The organism is Aeromonas lusitana, assembly GCF_002812985.1.
GTDB classification, from domain to species: Bacteria; Pseudomonadota; Gammaproteobacteria; order Enterobacterales; family Aeromonadaceae; genus Aeromonas; species Aeromonas lusitana.
Genome location: NZ_PGCP01000040.1, coordinates 1 through 17,544 on the forward strand (window position 1 = coordinate 1; position 17,544 = coordinate 17,544).

Genomic DNA, 17,544 nt, shown 5'->3' on the forward strand with positions numbered 1-17,544 from the left:
TGCCCGCTCATCTGAGCGGGCTTCTTTATTGGCTGAGATTTATCATTTTTACGCTATAAACCCCTGCCTTCTCGCTATTTCACCGATCATGTCAGCTCTGCTCTCCGCAGGGCAGCTGCATATTCACTACCCCGTCCTCCAGCTGGATATCGATCTGGAAGCCCAGCCGCTTGGCCAGGTTGATCATGCCGCGATTGCTCGGCATGGTCATGCCGGAGAGCTGGCCTATGCCACGCTCGCGGGCGTAACGGGCAATCTTCTCCATCATCAGCTTGCCGAGCCCCAGCCCTTTCAAATCTGAACGCACCAGAATGGCAAATTCCGCATCGGCGAGATCCGGCGTGGAGATGGCTCGTACCACCCCCAGGATCTGTTGATCAAAGGCGCCATCCTGGCCTACGGCGACGAAGGCCATCTCCCGGTCGTAGTCGATCTGGGTCATGCGGGCCAGCTCTTCATGGCCCAGCTCCCCCACGTCGGCGAAGAAGCGCTTGTATCTGTCTTCATCGGAGACCTGGAGCACGAATGCCTTGTGGGCGGGTTCGTCTTCCGGCCGGATCGGGCGCAGCAGGACATGGCTCTGATCCTTGAGCCAAGCGCCCTCTTCCAGCTCGGTGGGATAGGGGCGGATGGCCAGCGGCAGCGCTTGCTGGCCTTTCTCCATCAATGTCAGCCTGGCATCCAGGATCACCATCTCCTCGCCGCTGGCCTGCAGCGGATGCAGATCCAGCTCCTGAATTTCGGGGAAGGCAAGCAACAGCTCCGACAGCTGGCACAGTACCTGACCGAGAGCATCCATATCGAGCCGTACCGGACTGGCCTGCTCGCGGATCTTGCCACTCTTGAGGGCGCCGATGATCTGGTAGCGGGCCAGCGCCTGGTTGAGTGGCGGCAGAGCCGCGACCATCTGGTGCGGCTCGGCGCCGGACTCCCCGAGCAGGATGACGGGGCCGAAGACAGGGTCCTGCTGCAGGCGAATACGCAGCTCCAGGCCGCCGCTGCGGCGTGCCATGCGTTGCACCAGCAGGCCTTCGATGCGCGCGCCCGGATCGTGCTGACGTACCCGATCCAGGATGGCATCCGCCGCCTGGGCCACCTCGGCGGAGGTGCGCAGGTTGAGCATGACGCCGTGGACATCGGATTTATGGGCAATGTCCGGGGAGCGCAGTTTCACCGCCACCGGATAGCCTATCTGCTCTGCGGTCAGGGCCGCCTCGATGGCATCCGAGACTATCCAGGTCGGCAGGGTGGCGAGGCCGGCGGCCTGCATGATGGGCTGGGCCAGGTGGGTATCGAGCACCCTCTGTTTGCGCTCCAGCGCCTGGCGGATCAGCTGCTGGCAACGCTCGACATCGAGCCTTCCCCCCTGCAGGGAGGCAGGCGTCTCCATCAGCTGCTTCTGGTTGCGGCGGTATTCCACCATGTGCATGAAGGCGGCGACAGCACTCTCCGGGGTGCGATAAGTCGGGATCCCCGCCTCGTTGAACAGGCGGCGACCCTCCTGGGCCGAGTACTCCCCCGCCCAGTTGGTGAGAATGTTGAAACGCCTGGCCCTGGGGTGCTGCTTGATGAAGGCGATCAGGTTGTCGGCCAGGGTAGCGCCGCGGGCGGTTAGCGAAGGGGCGTGGATCAGCAAGATGGCATCGGCTTTGTCCCCCTGCAGCAGCTGGTCCAGGGCGCCGCGATACGCCTCTATGTCGGCGTCACTGCCGATGTCGAGCGGTGCCATAGCCAGCTTGCCACCGCGCTCCAGCAGCACGTCGGCAGCCATGTTGGCGAGGCCACGGCCGTTGGAGAGGATGGCGAGCCGCTCCCCCTTGAGGGTCAAGGAGTGGCTCAGGGTCTCGACGGTGGCAAACAGCTCGTGGGTGTCCCGCACCCGCAGCATGCCGGCCCGGCGGATGGCCGCATCGTAGACGTTGTCGAGGCCGTTGGTCGGATCGTGACGACCACTCTTGAGCACCAGGATCGGCTTGTTGCGCGAGGCTGCTCTGGCCGCCGAGAGGAAGTGGCGGGCATCGTGCAGCTTGTCCATGTAGATCAGGATGGCGCGGGTGGTGCCGTCACGAGAGAGCTGATCCAGCAGCTGGCCGAAGTCGATGTCGCAGTGATCCCCGAGGGACACGAAGGCCGAGAAGCCGAGTTCCCGCTGCTTGGCCCAGTCGAGAATGGTGGTGCTGACCGCCGCGGATTGGGACAGGAAAGCCACCTGCCCCGGGGTGGCGGCGATGGGGGAGAAGCTGGCGTTGATGCCCTGACCCGGTAGCAGCATGCCCATGCTGTTGGGGCCGAGCAGCCGGATGCCGTATTGCCGGCACAGGGCCTTGAGCTGCAGACGATCCTCTGCCGAGAACTGGGCGGCCAATATGATGGCGGCCCCAGTGCCCTTCTTGCCGAGGGCCTCTATGATGGGCAACACCCGCTCGCGTTTGGTGCAGACGATGGCGAGATCCGGGGCCAGCGGCAGGCTTGGGATGTCGGGATAGGCGAGCACGCCGGCGACGGCCCGGCTGTGGGGGCTGACCGGCAGTATGGGACCCTTGAACTGGCCCGCGAGCAGATGTCTTATCACCACCTGACCCGCCTTCTGCGGGTCGCTCGAGGCTCCGATGACGGCAATTGATTGGGGTTTGAAGAGCCGATCAAGGCCGCTTGGTTTCATGGGCACTCCTCATGGCGACCCCCGGAGGCGAGGGTGACGGATGGTGCCAGTCTAATACGCTTTGTGGGTTTGTTCTGTGACCAATTGCGGATCAGCGGCCGACCAGGGCATTGGCGCGCAGGTAGAATCTGAGCTCGCCCTGGATGCGGCGCACCGCCGCCAGATGGTGCTCCTGCAGATAGATCTCCTGCTCCTGATCCAGCCGGCAGCGGCGTACCCCCAGGCTGTGGAGGTACTCTTCAAACAGGTGGGAACCCTTGATCTCGACTAGATGTTGCATGGCGCGCTCCTTCTTCGCTGGTTGGTCTCGCAGTCTCCCCCCTTCTCTGGCGCTTTCCTACTGATACATTTGACACTGGCGCTGGCCACCGATGAGGTTTGTCGGTATGGAAGCCTACTTGTTGTCAGCGCACACCCTGGCCACGGGCCGTGTCCCAGAAGGCGCGGATCAGCGGCTCCTCCAACCGTTTCTTGAGCACGGCGATACCCACATCGAACGGCTTGAGCGCCGGTTTGGGCTCGACGATGCGCACCTTGTCCCCCATGGGGCTGTGATCGATCACCGCCGCTGGCACCAGGCCCACCCCGAAACCGAGCGCCACCATGGCGACTATGCCCTCGTTGCCGGCGACCTCGGCATAGATGTTGGGGGCTATGCCCTTGTTGCGCAGCCACTGATCGCAGCGCTTTCGCGCCAGTCCCTGCTCGGAGAGGATGAGGGGCATCCGCTCCCAATCCGGCGCGCCATTGTGGTACCAGTGAGCGGGGGGCGTGCTCCTTGGGGCGATAAACACCAGGGGCACCTGCTGCAGGCTGGCAAATTCCAGCTTGGCGGAGAGCGCATCCGGGCGCGCGGCGATGGCGAGATCTGCCTCGTCCGCCAGTATCTTGTCCACCGCCAGGGCAGGATCGCCGGTCTCGAGTTTGATCTCGAGCTGGGGATAGCGGCGACGAAAGCGCTCCAATACCTCGGGCAGCAGGAAGTAGCTGGCGGTGACCGAGCAGAACACTCGCAGCCGCCCCTGCAGCGGCTCATCGCTGCGCCTGAGCTCCTGCTTGAGTCGGCGCCACTCCTGCAACAGGCTGCCGCCGAACTCCCGCAGCTTCTCGCCAGCCGGGGTGAGCCGCACGCTGCGGTTGTCCCGCTCGAACAGCACGCAGCCGGTCTCCTGCTCCAGTCGCTGGATGGCGCGGCTCAGGGTGGAGGGGCTGACCGCCATGGCGTCGGCACTCTTGCCGAAGTGAAGGGAGTCGGCGAGGTGGAGAAACAGCTCGAGATTGCGAAGATCCATCTTTCAATTCCTGCGGTGGTGGCTGCCGACGTGGAGGGAAAAATCGGTGGGATTGCGCAGAATCATCTTTCAATTCTTGCAACATACTGTTTCGAATATATCATTTCAGGCAATAAGTGTCCCGCGCTATAGTGGTTTCGACAACGCCGTCATCCGGCATGGAATCAATCGAACGGAGCAATCACCATGGCTAATTATTTCAACACCCTGAACCTGCGTCAGCAGTTGGCCCAGTTGGGCAAGTGTCGTTTCATGCAGCGCGAAGAGTTCGCTGACGGTTGTGCGGCGCTCAAGGGCAAGAAGGTGGTGATTGTGGGTTGTGGCGCCCAGGGTCTGAACCAGGGTCTGAACATGCGCGACTCCGGGCTGGATATCTCCTATGCCCTGCGCAAGGCCGCCATCACAGAGAAACGTGCCTCCTGGCAGAAGGCCACCGACAACGGCTTCGTGGTCGGCACCTATGAGGAGCTGATCCCGAGTGCCGATCTGGTGCTGAACCTGACCCCGGACAAACAGCACTCCGACGTCGTCAAGACTGTCATGCCGCTGATGAAGCAGGGTGCAGCTCTGGGTTACTCCCACGGCTTCAACGTGGTGGAAGAGGGTCAGCAGATCCGCTCCGACATCACAGTCGTCATGGTGGCGCCCAAGTGCCCGGGTACCGAGGTGCGTGAAGAGTACAAGCGTGGCTTCGGCGTACCGACCCTGATTGCGGTACACCCGGAGAACGATCCCCAGGGCGAGGGCATGGCCATCGCCAAGGCCTGGGCCTCCGCCACCGGCGGCGACCGTGCCGGGGTGCTGGAGTCCTCCTTCGTGGCGGAAGTGAAATCCGACCTGATGGGCGAGCAAACCATTCTGTGCGGCATGCTGCAGGCCGGTTCCCTGCTGTGCTACGACAAGCTGGTTGCCGAGGGCACAGACCCGGCCTACGCCGGCAAGCTGATCCAGTTCGGCTGGGAGACCATCACCGAAGCCCTGAAGCAGGGCGGCATCAGCCTGATGATGGATCGCCTGTCCAACCCGGCCAAGCTGCGTGCCTTCGAGCTGTCCGAGCAACTGCATACCCTGATGCGCCCGCTGTTCGAGAAGCACATGGACGACATCATCGCCGGTGAGTTCTCCCGCGGCATGATGGCCGACTGGGCCGAGGACGACGCCAAGCTGTTCGGCTGGCGCGAAGAGACCGGCAAGTCTGCCTTCGAAAATGCCCCGGCTTTCGCCGGCAAGATTGCCGAGCAGGAGTATTTCGACAATGGCGTGGTCATGGTGGCCATGGTCAAGGCGGGTGTGGAGCTGGCGTTCGAGACCATGGTGGCTTCCGGCATCTATGAAGAGTCCGCCTACTACGAATCCCTGCACGAGCTGCCGCTCATCGCCAATACCGTCGCCCGCAAGCGCCTGTACGAGATGAACGTGGTGATCTCCGATACCGCCGAATACGGTAACTACCTGTTCGCCAACGCCGCCGTGCCGCTCTTGCGCGAGCACTTTATGCCGACCCTGCAGGCTGGCGATCTGGGCAGTGCCCGTGCCGAGCCAAAAGCGGTGGATAACCTGGCCTTGCTGGCGGCCAACGAGGCGACCCGCAGCCACCCGATCGAAGCGATCGGCCATACCCTGCGCGGCTACATGAAAGACATGAAACGCATCGCGGTTGGTGGTTAATCCTTAACGAACAGGCATGAGGAGGGGCGGGGATGACGATCCTCGTTACCGGCTGGCTTAGACACCTGGCCGGATGTCCGAATCGTGCAAGCCGTCAGCTTGGCTGTTGGCCATCGTGACCGGCAATAAAAAGCCCCGCTCAATGAGTGGGGCTTTTGCATTCAGGAAGGTTGGAGAGCTCAGGCTTTCCAGGCTTTCCAGGTGTTGATGAGGCCATTGGTGGAGCAGTCGTGGCTGGTGACGGCCGCGTCTGTGGTCAGCTCCGGCAGTATCTTGTTGGCCAGCTGTTTGCCCAGCTCCACGCCCCACTGATCGAAGCTGAAGATGTTCAGGATGGCGCCCTGCACGAAGATCTTGTGCTCGTACATGGCGATCAGGGCACCCAGCGTCTTCGGGGTCAGGCTCTTGAACAAGATGCTGTTGGTCGGGCGGTTGCCTTCGAACACCTTGAACGGCACCAGATCCTTCACCTGCTCCAGCGTCTTGCCGGCGGCCAGGAACTCGGCCTCGACCTGTTCCTTGCTCTTGCCAAAGGCCAGGGCCTCGGTCTGGGCGAAGAAGTTGGCCAGCAGCTTCGGATGGTGGTCGCCAATGGGGTTGTGGCTGATGGCCGGCGCCAGGAAGTCGCAGGGGATCAGCTTGGTGCCCTGGTGGATCAGCTGGTAGAAGGCGTGTTGGCCGTTGGTACCCGGCTCACCCCAGATGATGGGGCCAGTCTGGTAGTCGACCTTGTTGCCGTTGCGATCGGTGAACTTGCCGTTGGACTCCATGTTGCCCTGCTGGAAGTAGGCAGGGAAGCGGTGCATGTACTGATCGTACGGCAGGATCGCCTCGGACTCGGCACCGTGGAAGTTGTTGTACCAGAGGCCAATGAGCGCCAGCAGTACCGGCACGTTCTGCTCGAAGGCGGCGGTGGCGAAATGCATGTCCATCTCGAAGGCGCCTTGCAGCAGGGCCTCGAAGTGCTCGAAACCAAGGGACAGTGCGATGGGCATGCCGATGGCGGACCAGGAGGAGTAACGACCGCCGACCCAGTCCCAGAACTCGAACATGTTGTCGGTGTCGATGCCGAACTCGGCAACGGCCTTGCCGTTGGTGGAGAGCGCCGCGAAGTGCTTGGCGACGTGGGCCTTGTCACCGGCGATCTGGATGAACCAGTCGCGGGCGGTCAGGGCGTTGGTCATGGTCTCCTGGGTGGTGAAGGTCTTGGAGGCCACCAGGAACAATGTAGTTTCCGGATCGATCTTCTTCAGCGTCTCGGCGATGTGGGTGCCGTCGACGTTGGAGACGAAGTGCATCTCCAGGTGATTCTTGTAGGGGCGCAGGGCCTCGGTGATCATGACGGGGCCGAGATCCGAGCCGCCGATACCTATGTTGACCACGTGCCGGATAGGTTTGCCGGTGTAGCCCTTCCACTCGCCACCGATCACCTTCTCGCAGAAGCCCTTCATCTTGGCCAGTACGGCGTTCACTTCCGGCATCACATCCTTGCCATCCACCAGGACCGGACGATCGGAGCGGTTGCGCAGGGCGGTGTGCAGCACGGCGCGGCCTTCGGTCATGTTGATCTTGTCACCGTTGAACATGGCGTCGATGGCGCCGTGCAGATCGGTCTCCTTGGCCAGGGCGATCAGCAGTTCAAGAGTCTGCTCGGAGATCAGGTTCTTGGAGTAGTCGACCAGGATGTCGCCACCGAAGGTGAGGGAGAACTTGTCAAAGCGCTTGGGATCCTGTGCGAACAGATCCTTGAGACGAGTCTCTTTGTGCGCCGCAAAGTGGGTTTCCAGAGCCTGCCAGGCCTTGGTCTGGGTTGGATTGATGTTTTTCATAGGATTATCGATCTTCCACGTTGTGTTTGAACCCTGCAGGCAAGGCTCCCGCCAAACCTTATTATTCGAGCATTATACCGGGCCAGGTGTGCAGCCCGTGTAACAGAGCATTACCAATTGTCTGCCATCGGAGGAGTTTACAACCAAAACGCTGGGATTATGAGTCAGCAAAGCCGCTGGGATCTTGCGTTTGCGCATGCTTCTCCCGTCTTGCCCGGGGCGAAAAGGCTTTCAGTCCTGGGCTGGGGAGGATTGGCTCCCGTCACCCTAAAGCACTCCCGGCAAGACATCTTTTCGCTTGTTTTATGTGCAAACGCAAACTTGCTCCGTCCGGAGCCGGTTACTATTCGCCTGGATGGACGATTCTCCCAGGGATGGCCACTGCTGTTGGAACGAGGAGATCGACATGAAACGCGTATTGTTCCTGTTTGCCCTGAGCCTGATCGCCACCGGCCTCATCGGTCTCTTGACCCTGGCATTGACCACGGCCGCCCCAACCCTCGAACTGCGGGTGCTGGCGGTGATGGGGGCCGTGCTGGGGGGGTATGTATTGGTGCAGCCGCGGCTCAACCGGGTGGCGCGCCGGCTGGCCTGAGTGCGGCCCGGCCGCCGGCTGATCCGGGCTGAATCCGATGCCGGCCGAATGGCCGGTTTTTGCTGGCGGAACGCCAGAAACGACAATGCCAGCCCGAAGGCTGGCATTGTCGTCATCAGGTCTGTTATCAGGCCTGGGTCTTTTGCATGTGCATGACCATCTGCGGGAAGGGGATCTCGACGCCTTCGGCATCGAACGCCAGCTTCACCTTCTCGTGGAAGTCGAACCAGACGCCCCAGTAGTCGGCGGTCTTGACCCAGGGGCGCACCACGATATTGACCGAGGAGTCGGCCAGGGCGGCGACGGCGATGGTGACGGCCGGATCCTTCAGGATGCGGGCCTCCTCGCTGACCAGGCGTTCCAGGATCTGCTTGGCCTTGCGCAAGTCCGAGCCGTAGCCGATGCCGAAGGTCATGTCGACGCGGCGGGTGTCCATGCGGGAATAGTTGACTATGGTGCCGTTGAGGATGGCGGAGTTCGGTACCACCACCATCTTGTTGTCGGCGGAGGTGAGGGTGGTGGTGAACAGCTGCACGGATTGCACCACGCCGTTGGTGCCGGCGACCTCGATGAACTCACCGGCCTTGATGGGGCGGAAGATGATCAGCAGGAAACCGGCGGCGAAGTTGGACAGGGACCCCTGCAGCGCCAGACCGATGGCCAGACCGGCGGCACCGATAATGGCGACGAAGGAGGCGGTCTGCACCCCGACCCGGCCCAGGGCCGCGATCACCACGAATACCAAGATGGTGTACTTGAGGATGCTGCCAACGAAGTGGGTGACAGTGGTGTCCAGCTTGCGGGTGTGCATCACCTTGGTGACGCCACCGCTGATGATATTGGCGGCAATGTAACCGACCAGCAGGGTGAGCAGGGCGGCCGCGATGTTGACGGCGTACTCGATGATCAGCCCCTGGTTGTTGGCCAGCCAGGTCTGCGCTTCTGTGATGATCTCGGGTTCCATAGGATGTCCTGTTGGTGTAAAGGTTTATGGCGCATGAATCTAACACCGGAGCGCGACAACTTGGGTCGCATCTGGTGCTTATTTTCTACTATAGGAAGCTGCCACAAAAAACAAGGGAGGCCAAGGCCTCCCGCTTTGCACTCACCAGTATGGCTCAGCTTGGCAGCAATTGACTGCGTCGAAGCCCATGATGGAATTGAGTTTGTATTCGGAGCGCTCGCATTGGGCGATCCGCTCCCCAAGGCCAGCTTTGCAGTAATTGGCTGCGCATAAGCTGCCACTGAACCTCGAAGCCTATGATGGGATTGAGTTTGTATTCGGAGCGGTCGCATTGGGCGATCCGCTCCCAGGGTCAGCTCTGCAGCAGCTGGCTGCGCATAAACTGCCACTGATCCTCGAAGCCGGCGGTGGGCTTGAGTTTGAACTCGGAGCGGACGAACTGGCTGATCCGGCCTTCGGCATAGGCCAGCAAGAGGTTGGCCAGCATGGTTTCGTCGAGCTGGAAGCCCTGGCCTTCCCGCAGCCGCTTTTCCCGCAGCGCCTGCTTGAGCTGGGTTTCCAGCTTGTCGAACAGGGCGCTGATGCGATCCCGCAACCGGTCGTGTTCGCCGAGCAGGGCGTCGCCGTTGAGGATGCGGGTGATGCCGGGATTGCGCTCGGCAAACACCAAGAGCAGCTGCAGGATATGGTGGCAGCGGGCCATGGTGTCCTTCTCCTCGGCCATGATCAGGTTGACCCGTGACAGCAGGGAATCCTCGATAAAGTCGATCAGCCCCTCGAACATCCGCGCCTTGCTGGGAAAGTGCCGATAGAGGGCTGCCTCGGATACGCCCACCTCGGCCGCGAGCCGCGCCGTGGTGATGCGCTGACCCGGACTGGTTTCCAGCATATGGGCGAGTGCCTGCAGGATCTGATCGCGCCGACTCTGTTTCTGGTTACTGCTTGCCATGGATTCCCCTAAAAAAACAATGGCTTGATTCTGTTATTAGGTACAGGCCAGAGGCCTGTGTGGTCTTGTTATTGGCGACCAGAAGAACCAAACCCGCCTTCACCCCGTTCACTCTGATTGAACTCATCGACCAGTTGGAAGCTGGCCTGAACCACCGGCAGGATCACCAGCTGGGCGATGCGCTCGCCGGGCTGCATGGTGAAGCTGTCGTTGCCGCGATTCCAGACCGAGACCATCAGCTGGCCCTGGTAGTCGGAATCGATGAGACCCACCAGGTTGCCGAGGACTATGCCGTGCTTATGGCCGAGGCCGGAACGCGGCAAGATGGTGGCGCACAGACCCGGATCCTGGATGTGGATGGCCAGACCGGTCGGCACCAGGGTTGTGTCACCCGGTGCCAGGGTCAGGGGTGCGTCCAGCAGGGCGCGCAGATCCATGCCGGCGGAACCCGGGGTGGCGTAGGCCGGTAGCGGGAATTCGGTACCGATGCGGGCATCCAGGATTTTCAGTTCAATTTGTGTGTTCATGAATCGCTTTTCAATGAGATCGCGCGGTGGCGATCGAATGGCTCAGTGAATTCTGCTGTGGGAGCTGGCACAGGCAGTGCTATCAGCTCCCGCTGAATCGGTTGTCTGTCAGGATCGCGGTCTGCGAGCAGGGTCGCCTGGCCCGGTATTCAGGGTCGATAATGGCGCGCGATCAAGGCAATGAGGTGACGGGCCAGCGTCAGCTTATCGGCAAGTGGCAGGGGAGCTTGACCCCCGTGCCAGAACACGGTCAGGGCGTTGTCGTCGGCATTGAAGCCCTGGCCGGCACGGGATACGTCGTTGGCGGCGATCATGTCCAGCCGCTTACGCGCCAGTTTATCGAGGGCGTATTGTTCCACATCCACTGTTTCGGCGGCAAATCCGACTGTGTAGGGCTTGTCCGGTAGTGCCCCCACGGCGGCTATGATGTCCGGGTTCTTGACCAGGGTCAGCACCATCTGGTCGTTGTCACCCGTCTTCTTGATCTTCTGCTCGGCCACCCGCGCTGGGCGGTAATCCGCCACGGCGGCGCAGCCGATGAAGAGATCGCACTCATGAACCCGGCTCATGACGGCCTGGTGCATCTGCTCTGCGCTCTCCACATCGACCCTTGTCACCCCTGGCGGGGTCGCCAGGGCAACCGGGCCGCTCACTAGCGTCACCTCGGCACCGGCCTCGCGGGCGGCGCGGGCGATGGCGTAGCCCATCTTGCCGGAGCTGTGGTTGCTGATGTAGCGCACCGGATCCAGCGCCTCCCGGGTCGGCCCGGCGGTGAGCAGCAGTCTGACCCCGGCCAGCAAGGGCTCGCTGGCGAGCTGTTGGCAGCAGTGCTCCACCAGTTCGAGGGGGTCGAGCATGCGGCCTGGGCCTATGTCACCGCAGGCCTGGCTGCCTGAGTCCGGCCCCCACAGCTGGATGCCGCGGCTGGCCAGCGTCTCCAGATTGGCCTGGGTGGCGGCGTTGCGATACATCTGCTGGTTCATGGCGGGGGCCAGTGCGACGGGTGCCGGGGTGGCCAGGCAGAGGGTGGTCAGCAGCTCGTCCGCCATGCCGGCGGCCATGCGCGCCATCAGGTTGGCGCTGGCGGGGGCGATCAGCACCAGATCGGCCCACTTGGCCAGCTCGATGTGGCCCATGCCCGCCTCGGCGGCCGGGTCCAGCAGGCTGTCGGCGACCGGGTGGCCGGAGACGGCCTGCAGGGTCAGCGGGGTGATGAACTCCTTGGCGGAGCGGGTCATCACCACCCGCACCTCAGCCCCCTGATCCTTCAGGCGGCGTACCAGCTCGGCACTCTTGTAGGCGGCGATGCCACCGCTGACACCCAACAGGATGCGTTTATCGGCCAATCTCATCTGCTGTCTCTCTTCCGACTCACTCTGACTGGTCGGCTAAGATACCACAGGCTGTGGATGACGACAGAGGCTGACATGGGGGAGTTGTGCTCAGGCTCCCGCGTTTTTTGCTATGTTTTTTCTCAATAGCTGGTGGGGAGAGACAAATGAGCATCAAGGAGTGGCCAGAGGATGAGCGCCCGCGGGAGAAGCTGCTGAGGCGGGGAGCCGGGGTCTTGTCCGATGCGGAATTGCTGGCGATCTTCCTGCGCACCGGGGTCAACGGCCTGAGTGCGGTGGATCTCTCCCGTCAGTTGTTGCTGCAGTTTGGTTCGCTGCGGGCCCTGCTTGGCGCCGAGCAAGCGGCCTTCTGCGCGGCTCATGGGTTGGGGCCGGCCAAATATGCCCAGCTGCAAGCGGTGCTGGAGATGGGCAAACGCCATCTGGCGCAGCAACTGCAGCGGGGAGAGGCGCTCACCTCGCCCCAACTGACCCGGGACTATCTGCAGGCCCAGTTGCGGGACAGGCCGCGCGAGGTGTTCGCCCTGTTGCTGCTGGATAATCAGCACAGAGTCATTCAATTTGTTGAACTTTTCTACGGAACACTCGATTCGGCCAGCGTCTGGCCCAGGGAAATCGTGCAGATCGCGCTCAAACATAATGCAGCCGCCGTGATTCTGGCGCATAATCACCCGTCCGGCGTGGCCGAGCCCAGTCGGGCCGACCGCCAGATCACGGATCGGATCCTGGCCGCCCTGGCCTTGATCGATATCAGAGTGCTGGATCACTTGGTGATCGGTGACGGCATCACGGTTTCTTTTGCTGAGCGTGGTTGGCTATAAACTGGGCTCTGGCACTGTATTAGTTGATCTTTGATCACGGATGCTGTATAAAATGCCGCCTTCTGTTTGCCCCGCAATCGAAGGCCAGCGGGGCAGATATTTGCTCGAGCAATGAAGTAAGATTTGGAGAGACTGACATGTCTAGAGTATGCCAAGTAACCGGCAAGCGCCCGGCAGTTGGTAACAACCGTTCGCACGCTAACAACGCTACCAAGCGTCGTTTCCTGCCGAACCTGCACACTCACCGTTTTTGGGTTGAGAGTGAAAAACGCTTCGTGAGCCTGCGCGTATCCGCAAAAGGCATGCGTATCATCGACAAGCGCGGCGTTGAAGTGGTTCTGGCTGAACTGCGTGCCAGCGGCGTTAAGGTATAAGGAATTAGATCATGGCTAAAGGTATTCGCGATAAGATTCGCCTGAACTCCAGCGCCGGTACTGGTCACTTCTATACCACTACCAAAAACAAGCGCACCATGCCCGAAAAAATGGAGATCAAGAAATTTGATCCCGTGATTCGTCAGCATGTGATCTACAAAGAAGGCAAAATCAAGTAATCACTTGGATTTGTCTCAAAAACCCGGCCTAGTGCCGGGTTTTTTTATGCCCGCAATTCAGTACACTGCCGCTTCGAGGGGAGATCTTGCATGTTTAAATTGAGCCGCAAGGGCTGGAACAACGTGATCATAGTGGGGGTGCTGATCGTGATCACCCTGCTGCACCGGATGGAGCTGGCCCAGCAGGAGAACAGCGCCACCCGGCCGCGTCCCCTGTTGCCGGAAACTGCCGTGGTGCTGACCTGGCAGGGGCCGAGCTGGCAGATTGAGCGCATCGGCCAGGGCTGGCGCAGCGGGCCGGATCTGGGGCTGAGCCGTGACCAGCTGGCGGCCCACATCGAGGCCTGGCAGGGCTGGTTGTTGCCCCCCGGCCAGCCGGTGCGCGGCACCCCGGTCAACCTCAAGATATGGGTCGCCGGCCAGAGCGATCCCATCGAGGTGGGGCTCTATCAGGACAACGGCAAGTTTGCGGCCCTGTTGCCCCCCTCGACCTGGCTCGCACTGAGCCAGGAGCAGTACCGCAGCCTGTTGCGGCCGACCCCCTGATCCACTGTTAGCGTGAGAGACACTTATGCCTGAATTACCGGAAGTCGAAGTCAGCCGCCAGGGCATCTCTCCCTGGCTCACCGGCATCAAGGTCACCCGGGTGGTGGTGCGTGACGGTCGCCTACGCTGGCCCGTGCCTGGCGAGATCCAGGAGCTGGTGGATCTCACCATCCACAGGGTCAGCCGCCGCGCCAAGTACCTGCTGCTGGAGACCGATTTTGGCACCGCCATCCTGCATCTGGGCATGTCCGGCAGCCTGCGGGTGCTGGACATCGGCACTCCGGCGGAGAAGCACGATCACGTGGACATAGAGCTCGCCAACGGCAAGCTGCTGCGACTCAACGATCCGCGCCGCTTCGGCGCCCTGCTGTGGACCCGCGAACCGGCCGAGGCTCATGCCCTGCTGGCCAAGCTGGGCCCGGAGCCGCTCACTGATGCCTTCAGCATCGCCTACCTGCAAGGGCGCGCCAAGGGGCGCAGCACGCCTATCAAGACCTTCCTGATGGACAACCATGTGGTGGTCGGGGTCGGCAACATCTACGCCAACGAGGCGCTCTATGCCGCCGGCATTCACCCCAAGCGGGCGGCGGGCAACATCAGTGCCGAACGGCTAGGGACCCTGGTGGCCGAGATCAAGCGGGTGCTGGCGGCCGCCATAGTGCAGGGGGGGACCACCCTCAAGGACTTCACCAGCGCCGATGGCAAACCGGGCTACTTCGTGCAGCAGTTGCAGGTCTATGGCCGTGGTGGCCAACCCTGTTTCCACTGCCACACCCTGCTGAGCGAGGTGCGCCTCGGCCAGCGCACGACCGTGTTCTGCTCCCACTGTCAGCGCTGATCCTACCCATTCGGGGGTGAAGCGAGTCAAGTTGTAAGCGAGTATTGCCAGTCTGTTGAAGATTTGACCGTCCATTACTACTATCTCGTCCGTTCAGGCGAGACGAGATAATAAAATGACAACGAAATCAATAGACTGGGATCATCTGTCCCGGCAGGGGCACTATTGTGCCCAAAAAATGGCCTGCTACCTCTACCCGGAGGGCAGCGCCCGTAAAACCTTCAATCGCGGCAAGTTCGTGCTGCGCAGCCTGCTCTACCGGTCGCAGCTGAACCGGGTGTTCGAGCTGTTCCAGGCGGAGCCGCTCAAGGCCCTGCCCGCCCACTATCCCGAGCTGCTCGACAAACCGATGCGGCCCTATCGCTTCGCCTGCTCCACCGTGAGTCAGCGCGCCGCCATGGTGGAGGATCACTACCGTCTGCTGCTGGCCCGTTACCCGCACCTTATCGATCCCCTCTACCTGGGGAAGGGCATAGAGCTGGGCCGCTACCCCGACACTGACTATCGCATCGTGCTACGCCACGACGGCACCTTCCGGCGGGAGGCCGAGCTGGCGCTCTCCATCGTCAACGGGCGGGGGGAGCGGCTCTACAGCTGCGCCTTCTCCCTCGGGGGCTGCGAGGCCGATCTGGCGCTGGTGATAGGCTCGGTGCAGGGGCCCGAGCCTTGTGTGGCCGAGCCTCAGGAGCAGGTGCGGGCGCTGACCAAGGCCGGCCATGGCTTGCGACCCAAGTCGCTGGTGGTGATGCTGGTGATGGCGCTGGCCGAGGCCATGGGGGCGAGCCGCCTCTCGGCGGTGCGGATGAAGGCGCACATCTACCAGGCCAAGCGTTACAGCAAGAAGAAGCGGGCCTGCCTGCAGGCGGATTATGACGAGCTGTGGCAGGAGTTTGGCGCCCTCGATCTGGATGCCAACTTCGTGCGGCTGCCCCCGGTGGTGCGCAAGCCGCTTGAGGAGATCGCGGCCAAGAAGCGGGCCATGTACCGGCGCCGCTATGAGTGGCTGGATGCGCTGCACCAGGGGTGCTGGCAGGCGCTGAGCTGACGGCGTCACATCGGAGTGACGCCGAGCCGTCAGGCGCCTGCCGGCGCGGTTACTTGCCCAGCTTAGTGGCGATCGCCTGGGCGACCAGGGGAGAGACGAACTGGCGGATGTCGCCGCCGTGCAGGGCCACCTCTTTCACCAGGGTCGAGGAGATGAAGGAGTTCTCCGCCGACGGGGTGAGGAAGACGCTCTCCAGCTCCGGCATCAGGTGCCGGTTCATGTTGGCGAGCTGGAACTCGTATTCGAAGTCGGAGACGGCGCGCAGGCCGCGGATCAGCACATTGGCCTGCTGATCCCTGGCGAAATCCACCAACAGGCCGGAGAAGCCGACCACCCTGACATTGGGCAGGTGCGCCGACACCTGCTGGGCAAGCAGGACGCGCTCCGCCAGATCGAACAAGGGCTTCTTGCTCGGGCTGTTGGCCACCCCGACCACCACTTCATCAAACAGCTTGGCGGCCCGCTCGATCAGGTCGGTATGGCCGTTGGTGATGGGGTCGAAGGTGCCTGGATAGATTACCTTGTTGGTCATGCTGGGAGTTCCTGCAACCGGGAAATTGGGTCGCATTATAGGGTCTATTGCACGGTTGCCGCGACCGGGTGACGTCAGTTTCTGTACGAAACCTGGCGCGAGGGGCAGATCCCGCTGCCCCAAATCGGCGACAAGGTGCTGCATCGCTTGAGAATAGCCCTGCATCAGGCAAGAATACCCGCACCGCGCATCAAGCCTTCCTGCATTGGTGACAGGAAGCAAAGGGATTTCTTATGAAACGCATTCTGGTAGTACGCAATGACAAGATTGGTGACTTCATGCTGGCCTGGCCGAGCTTCGCCATGCTCAAGGGTTCCATGGATTGTCATGTGACTGCCCTGGTGCCTGCCTATACGGCGCCCCTGGCCCGCCTCTGCCCCTGGATTGACGAGGTCATCCTGGATCCGGGCGCCCGGGCCGACAAGGAGCAGCAACGGGCCCTGTTGGCACGCATCAAGGCTGCCGCCTTCGATGCCGCCATCTGCCTCTTCTCCAATACCCGCAACGCCAAACTGGTGTGGAAGGCCCACATCCCCTACCGGCTGGCGCCGGCCACCAAGCTGGCCCAGGTGCTCTACAACCAGCGCCTGATCCAGCGCCGCTCCCGCTCCCAGAAGCCGGAGTATGAGTACAACCTGGATCTGGTTCGCCGCTTCCTCGCCGACCAACAGCTGAGCGCGGTGGAGCCCAGTGCGCCCTACCTCAGCTTCGATGCGCAGTGCCTGCAGCAGGTGCGCGAGCAGGTGGCCAGCAAACTCAAGCTGGATGCGAGCCGCCCCTGGCTGATGGTGCACGCCGGCAGCGGTGGTTCGGCCAACAACCTCTCCATCGAGCAGTACGCCCGCCTCATCATCAAGCTCAACCAGGCCTGCCCCGAGTTGCAGTGCGTGCTGACGGCGGGGCCGGGGGAAGAGAGCAAGGCCGAGCAGCTGGCGGCGGAATTGCTGGCCCACGGCGGCAACGGCTGGATCTATCGCTCCGACGAAGGCTTGCCGAAGTTCTGTCAGGTGATGGCCAACGCAGCCCTGTTCGTGGCGGGCAGCACGGGGCCGCTGCACATAGCGGCGGCGCTGGACGTGCCCACCATCGGCTTCTTCCCGGCCCACCGCTCCGCCACCCCGCTGCGCTGGCGCCCGCTCAACAGCGAGGGCCGCCACCTGGCGTTCAGCCCGCCGGAAGACAGCGATCACCCGGAGGACATGAGCCAGCTCGATCCCAAGACCATGGCGGCGGCGATCGCGCGCTGGGCCTCGCCCTTCTGGCAGACAAAACACTGATAAATGCAAACGGGGCCCGTTATAGGCCCTGTTTTTTTATGTAATACAGGATTAATCGCTAATCCGATCCGGCATTTATGGGGTTCTCCGGGCT

General features: G+C 62.2%; 18 protein-coding genes. 9 read left to right on the forward strand and 9 right to left on the reverse strand.

Going from position 1 to position 17,544, the window contains the following annotated elements:
* Positions 1 to 91: 91 nt before the first annotated feature.
* From CUC44_RS19010 to ilvY, 3 genes are all read right to left on the reverse strand, one after another.
* Positions 92 to 2,662: a bifunctional acetate--CoA ligase family protein/GNAT family N-acetyltransferase gene (locus CUC44_RS19010; RefSeq protein WP_100861437.1), complete on the reverse strand. Its 2,571-nt coding sequence runs from the start codon at positions 2,660 to 2,662 to the stop codon at positions 92 to 94.
* Between the two features lie 91 nt (positions 2,663 to 2,753).
* Complete coding sequence (locus CUC44_RS19015; RefSeq protein WP_100861438.1) at positions 2,754 to 2,942, reverse strand: hypothetical protein; 189 nt, start codon at positions 2,940 to 2,942, stop codon at positions 2,754 to 2,756.
* A gap of 124 nt (positions 2,943 to 3,066) precedes the next feature.
* Positions 3,067 to 3,954 (reverse strand): HTH-type transcriptional activator IlvY, encoded by an 888-nt coding sequence (ilvY, locus tag CUC44_RS19020; protein WP_100861439.1) that lies wholly within the window; start codon positions 3,952 to 3,954, stop codon positions 3,067 to 3,069.
* Between the two features lie 186 nt (positions 3,955 to 4,140).
* On the opposite strand from ilvY, the gene ilvC reads away from it, so the two are divergent.
* Complete coding sequence (gene ilvC / locus CUC44_RS19025) at positions 4,141 to 5,622, forward strand: ketol-acid reductoisomerase (protein WP_100861440.1); 1,482 nt, start codon at positions 4,141 to 4,143, stop codon at positions 5,620 to 5,622.
* A gap of 179 nt (positions 5,623 to 5,801) precedes the next feature.
* Here the strand turns inward: ilvC and pgi are convergent, their stop codons facing one another.
* A complete protein-coding gene (gene pgi, locus CUC44_RS19030; RefSeq protein WP_100861441.1) occupies positions 5,802 to 7,451 on the reverse strand; it encodes a glucose-6-phosphate isomerase in 1,650 nt (549 codons plus the stop codon).
* Positions 7,452 to 7,857: 406 nt separating this feature from the next.
* Between pgi and CUC44_RS19035 the strand changes: the two genes are divergently transcribed.
* Positions 7,858 to 8,046: a holin gene (locus tag CUC44_RS19035; protein WP_100861442.1), complete on the forward strand. Its 189-nt coding sequence runs from the start codon at positions 7,858 to 7,860 to the stop codon at positions 8,044 to 8,046.
* A 127-nt stretch (positions 8,047 to 8,173) separates the two neighbouring features.
* Here the strand turns inward: CUC44_RS19035 and CUC44_RS19040 are convergent, their stop codons facing one another.
* The 4 genes from CUC44_RS19040 to coaBC form a co-directional block, all read right to left on the reverse strand.
* Positions 8,174 to 9,010, reverse strand: a complete 837-nt coding sequence (locus CUC44_RS19040) for a mechanosensitive ion channel domain-containing protein (protein WP_100861443.1) — start codon at positions 9,008 to 9,010, stop codon at positions 8,174 to 8,176.
* 352 nt (positions 9,011 to 9,362) lie between these two features.
* Positions 9,363 to 9,959, reverse strand: a complete 597-nt coding sequence (gene slmA, locus CUC44_RS19045) for a nucleoid occlusion factor SlmA (protein ID WP_005323760.1) — start codon at positions 9,957 to 9,959, stop codon at positions 9,363 to 9,365.
* A 68-nt stretch (positions 9,960 to 10,027) separates the two neighbouring features.
* Complete coding sequence (gene dut, locus CUC44_RS19050) at positions 10,028 to 10,486, reverse strand: dUTP diphosphatase (RefSeq protein ID WP_100861444.1); 459 nt, start codon at positions 10,484 to 10,486, stop codon at positions 10,028 to 10,030.
* A gap of 149 nt (positions 10,487 to 10,635) precedes the next feature.
* The gene (gene coaBC, locus CUC44_RS19055; RefSeq protein ID WP_100861445.1) at positions 10,636 to 11,838 is read right to left on the reverse strand and encodes a bifunctional phosphopantothenoylcysteine decarboxylase/phosphopantothenate--cysteine ligase CoaBC; all 1,203 of its coding nucleotides are present in this window, start codon (positions 11,836 to 11,838) and stop codon (positions 10,636 to 10,638) included.
* 146 nt (positions 11,839 to 11,984) lie between these two features.
* On the opposite strand from coaBC, the gene radC reads away from it, so the two are divergent.
* From radC to CUC44_RS19085, 6 genes are all read left to right on the forward strand, one after another.
* Positions 11,985 to 12,659 carry a RadC family protein gene (gene radC / locus CUC44_RS19060; RefSeq protein WP_100861446.1) on the forward strand — a complete coding sequence of 225 codons (675 nt, stop codon included), beginning with the start codon at positions 11,985 to 11,987 and terminating at the stop codon, positions 12,657 to 12,659.
* A gap of 137 nt (positions 12,660 to 12,796) precedes the next feature.
* Positions 12,797 to 13,033: a 50S ribosomal protein L28 gene (gene rpmB / locus CUC44_RS19065; RefSeq protein ID WP_005307492.1), complete on the forward strand. Its 237-nt coding sequence runs from the start codon at positions 12,797 to 12,799 to the stop codon at positions 13,031 to 13,033.
* A gap of 11 nt (positions 13,034 to 13,044) precedes the next feature.
* Positions 13,045 to 13,212: a 50S ribosomal protein L33 gene (gene rpmG / locus CUC44_RS19070; RefSeq protein WP_005323752.1), complete on the forward strand. Its 168-nt coding sequence runs from the start codon at positions 13,045 to 13,047 to the stop codon at positions 13,210 to 13,212.
* Between the two features lie 90 nt (positions 13,213 to 13,302).
* Positions 13,303 to 13,758 carry a hypothetical protein gene (locus CUC44_RS19075; RefSeq protein WP_100861447.1) on the forward strand — a complete coding sequence of 152 codons (456 nt, stop codon included), beginning with the start codon at positions 13,303 to 13,305 and terminating at the stop codon, positions 13,756 to 13,758.
* Positions 13,759 to 13,783: 25 nt separating this feature from the next.
* The gene (mutM, locus tag CUC44_RS19080) at positions 13,784 to 14,596 is read left to right on the forward strand and encodes a bifunctional DNA-formamidopyrimidine glycosylase/DNA-(apurinic or apyrimidinic site) lyase (RefSeq protein ID WP_100861448.1); all 813 of its coding nucleotides are present in this window, start codon (positions 13,784 to 13,786) and stop codon (positions 14,594 to 14,596) included.
* Between the two features lie 178 nt (positions 14,597 to 14,774).
* Positions 14,775 to 15,641 (forward strand): VirK/YbjX family protein, encoded by an 867-nt coding sequence (locus tag CUC44_RS19085; protein ID WP_100861449.1) that lies wholly within the window; start codon positions 14,775 to 14,777, stop codon positions 15,639 to 15,641.
* 49 nt (positions 15,642 to 15,690) lie between these two features.
* Here the strand turns inward: CUC44_RS19085 and coaD are convergent, their stop codons facing one another.
* Positions 15,691 to 16,173 (reverse strand): pantetheine-phosphate adenylyltransferase, encoded by a 483-nt coding sequence (gene coaD, locus CUC44_RS19090; protein WP_100861450.1) that lies wholly within the window; start codon positions 16,171 to 16,173, stop codon positions 15,691 to 15,693.
* 233 nt (positions 16,174 to 16,406) lie between these two features.
* On the opposite strand from coaD, the gene CUC44_RS19095 reads away from it, so the two are divergent.
* Positions 16,407 to 17,450, forward strand: coding sequence for a glycosyltransferase family 9 protein (locus tag CUC44_RS19095; protein WP_100861451.1), 1,044 nt, complete (start codon positions 16,407 to 16,409; stop codon positions 17,448 to 17,450).
* The last annotated feature ends 94 nt before the right edge of the window (positions 17,451 to 17,544 follow it).